We start from the raw sequence: 3,675 nt of genomic DNA, 5'->3' as shown, positions 1-3,675 counted from the left end.
TAGACTGGCTCCTGATACCTTAGAGATTAGAACTAGTTCACTCATTCTGACTCATGGCTCGAATTAATCTATTGGACACGCGCACTACCAGTTTCGGCGATTTGATTGGCAATGGCAAGATTTACCGAGTGCCACCTTTCCAACGTGATTACTCTTGGAATGAGGAAAATTGGGAGGATCTGTGGCAAGATATTTTAGTTCTTCACACAAACCCTGATTCTAGCCACTACATGGGCGCACTTGTTTTACAAAGTTCTAGCACTTCAGACAAAGAGTTTACGATCATAGATGGACAACAACGGCTAGCTACTCTAAGTATTGTTGCTATCGCCGTCATTAATAAGATTCAAAAATTAGTAGAGCGAGAGGAGCAAAAAGAAGCGAATCAAGAACGACAAGAAATTCTCAAGCGTACTTATCTTAGCGATAGAGATCCACGTTCTCTTCGTTACTCAAGCAAGCTTCTCTTGAACGAAAACAACAATGATTTTTATCAAAGTAATTTGATAAATCTTAGAAAGCCACTTAATATTAGATCGCTTTCCAATTCTAATCAATTGCTCTGGCAGGCATTTCAGTATTTCTCGAATCATTTAGAGGAGCTTCAAGGTATTGTTCAGAGTGGAGAAAAGTTGGCTGAATTTTTAACGGACATCGTTGCTCAAAGACTCCTTTTTATTCAGATCAATGTTGAAGATGAGTTAAACGCTTATACAGTGTTTGAGACGTTGAATGCTAGAGGCATAGATCTGAGTTCAACAGATTTGCTAAAGAATTACCTGTTTTCTTTGTTTCAAGGACCAGATGATTTACAAGAGGCACAGAGGCAATGGAGGAGAATTGTCAATACAGTTCAAATGGAGAAATTTCCTGAGTTCCTCCGTTACTATTTGAGTCTTATACAGACTAGAGTGAGGCGTGAACGACTATTTAAAGTTGTTCGTGAATCTGTGAAGGATGGTCAACAAGCCTTTGAATTACTCGATCGACTTGAAAACTACGGTAGTCTTTTTATTGCTCTTAGTAACTCTAACGACGAGTTCTGGCGTGATGCGTCAGAAAACCGACCATATATTCGCGAACTTGAGTTATTTCGAGTAAAGCAAGCCTATCCAACTCTATTCGCAGCGTATGAAAGGTTTTCTCCTGAAAACTTTACTCGCCTATTAAAACTTGTGTGTGTATTATCCTTTCGCTATACCGTTGTTAGTAGCCTAAATCCCAATGAATTAGAAACCCTTTACAACAAAGTAGCCATTGCGATTATAAATGGTGAAATAACCAATCCCAAACAGGTGTTTGATAATCTTCGCTCAATTTATGTTTCAGACGAAAAGTTCTTGCAAGATTTTTCCCTACTCTCAATTTCTACAAAGGGGCAAAAGAAGAAACTAGTACGATATATCTTGTTCAAGCTTGAGACAGATGTGTCACATATAGAGGTCAATGAAGATAGTTTTTCTATCGAACACATCTTGCCTGAATCACCGAGTAGTGAATGGCGGCAAAGTTTCAATGATGCCCAAATAGAAGAAATGGTATACCGCATTGGGAATCTAACCCCTTTGGAACCTCATCTTAATCGTGAGGTGGGAAATGAGCTTTATACAATCAAGCGAACAGTTTATCAGCAGAGTGTTTACACACTAACAAAAAATGTTTTGGCTGAAGAATGGAATCCAAATACACTCGCTACACGGCAAAGACATATGGCACAGCGAGCTGTTCATATTTGGAGATCAGACTTTCCTGTATAAGTATCAAGTAGCAACAACCTCTTTACAGGTGGTTTTCCAGAACTGGCAAAACTTAAGAGTGGAGATAGGCTGGGGATTGCCTAAACATAACGGTAGAAGCAACTGAATTTTTCCCCTGTAGTACTGAGGAATCGCCGTTTTGTAGTTTCTACGAACTCTCTCCTTCGCGTTATCTATTGCACCCTTCAGAAAAATTTGAAGCGCATAGTCTTCCATAGATTTATATGGCTCAGGGAACCGCTCTTTATTTTCTTCAATTATGTGTTCTACATTGACTCTTAAATCTTTTCGAGTATCAAAAAAAGTGAGGCTGGATCATCAAAATAGTGAGCTAGATCAGGAAGTTCAGGAAAGCTATTTAGCTCCCAGCGTCCCCGACGAAACCAATTCTTGAAAAACCAAGGCTGCACATTTGTTTTACGATTGACCTCGAACGACGCATAAATAGCTTCTTGACTTGGAGTAACAAGCCCCGTATTAAAACAACTATATTGACCATCCTCGGACAGAACAATTTTCCCTTCTTCAGCAACTTTTCTATAGGTGTACCGAATGTAGTTGTAAAGAACTGGCAGAGAGCGATCGCTAGACGTATTTGGTAAGCCCAATTTTCAGGTTCAGCTTCTCCAGCTAAATCTTCAAGACCAGCATCCAGATTTGGGATAAAAGCGAATTCGAAAAAATCTTCAGCCCACATACTTTGTTTTATTCTGTACAAAATTTGAAACCAAACCGATATGAGAGTGAGAGCTAACGGCAATGGTCAGCGGCGGCGAGAAAAAATGGGCCACAATGGTAGGGATCTCCGTACCGTCCGCTGCACCAACGTTTTAGGCATGGGCAAAGGCGGGAAAACTACACCGCACAACGAAGAAGCTCGCTCGTCCCTTCTGTACATCCATTTGCTTTGTCTTGCACACACAATAGTCTAGTTAATACTTGTATAATCCTTATTCTTAATTTTGAAGTATTCATCTGCAACTTCTTTCGTCATTCTGTGCAATGTCTCGTCTTGTTGAGGCTTGTAAGAGGATGTTTTAAAAGTCTTTCAGGGTGTGTTTCACCACCCTAGCTACCTAGAAGCTAATACGAGAGAATCAGGGTTCCAGGGTTTGCGATCGCGCCTCTGAGTTGTATTTGAGGCTAAAGCCTACCCTTTTAAAACATCCTCTAAGATCCAAGTATATATTCCTTTATTTTTCTGTCCAGTTCAACAACAGCCAAACCTTCAGAAAGATGGAATGGATATATGCCAGCAAAATCATTAAAGGCTCTGAATGCTTTCTTGGAGTATAAAAAAGGCTTTCTTTCTATATTATGAATATATGGGCTACGTAAAAGAACGCCTGCCCAAGAAATAAAATATGTCTCTGAATTGTGTGTTACGCAAACAGGTAATTCGTGATTAACTCGTTCAAACAAACCAGTCTTCTGAAGATTTTGTATTGATTCGTAAGAGTCACCAAATGGTGAGTAAACAAATGGATCTCTCAGCAAGAGAATCTGCTTTTGAACTTGAGGTTTATCTAAGGGCACCTCGATTAAATAGCGTATAGCAGCGATGAGACTCAACATCCAGCCTATAACGAGGAATTCTTCGCATCACGAGCACCCATCATCGTCAAAAACCACCCTAATTCAGGCTTGAAGCCCTCTTCAACCTATCATTTCACCATCAACAGGCATACGATTCCTCTGAACTAGTAAGTTGTGACTGCCAAAAGACATAGCGCTTGAGATTGCACGTCAGATTTTTGAGCCCAATCCACGCCGCAACCCGTTGCTTACCGATACACCGCACCAACTTACCCCCCAACTCCATCACCCAACTCCCGAAAACATGCTCTACTTGGGCACGAATTTGAGACTTCTCTCGGTTAGACTCCTGCTGCTGTTCTGTTAGTGGGTGATTGCGATA

The 3,675-nt window shown here is 40.6% G+C and carries 3 protein-coding genes and 1 pseudogene; 1 reads left to right on the top strand and 3 read right to left on the bottom strand.

Translation table 11 applies throughout. The features are described from left to right. The first annotated feature begins 53 nt into the window (after window positions 1-53). Entirely contained in the window at window positions 54-1,757 is a 1,704-nt protein-coding gene (locus DO97_RS20140) for a DUF262 domain-containing protein (protein WP_036537064.1), read from the top strand. Between the two features lie 3 nt (window positions 1,758-1,760). Here the strand turns inward: DO97_RS20140 and DO97_RS30455 are convergent. The 3 genes and pseudogenes from DO97_RS30455 to DO97_RS20120 form a co-directional block, all read right to left on the bottom strand. After that, window positions 1,761-2,365 (bottom strand): annotated as a pseudogene (locus tag DO97_RS30455) (DUF3825 domain-containing protein). A 562-nt stretch (window positions 2,366-2,927) separates the two neighbouring features. Continuing rightward, the gene (locus tag DO97_RS20125; RefSeq protein WP_204368775.1) at window positions 2,928-3,293 is read right to left on the bottom strand and encodes a hypothetical protein; all 366 of its coding nucleotides are present in this window, start codon (window positions 3,291-3,293) and stop codon (window positions 2,928-2,930) included. A gap of 139 nt (window positions 3,294-3,432) precedes the next feature. Continuing rightward, window positions 3,433-3,675 (bottom strand): transposase (locus DO97_RS20120; protein ID WP_036537053.1); only part of this gene is annotated, 243 nt, incomplete at its 5' end.

Origin of the sequence: Neosynechococcus sphagnicola sy1 (assembly GCF_000775285.1) — a bacterium.
Lineage (GTDB): Bacteria > Cyanobacteriota > Cyanobacteriia > Neosynechococcales > Neosynechococcaceae > Neosynechococcus > Neosynechococcus sphagnicola.
This window is presented reverse-complemented; position numbering and strand designations above follow the sequence as displayed.

Bases quoted from the DNA above. Each gene is read 5' to 3' on its own strand.
- DO97_RS20140 (WP_036537064.1), top strand. From the start codon at position 54: ATGGCTCGAATTAATCTATTGGACACGCGCACTACCAGTTTCGGCGAT.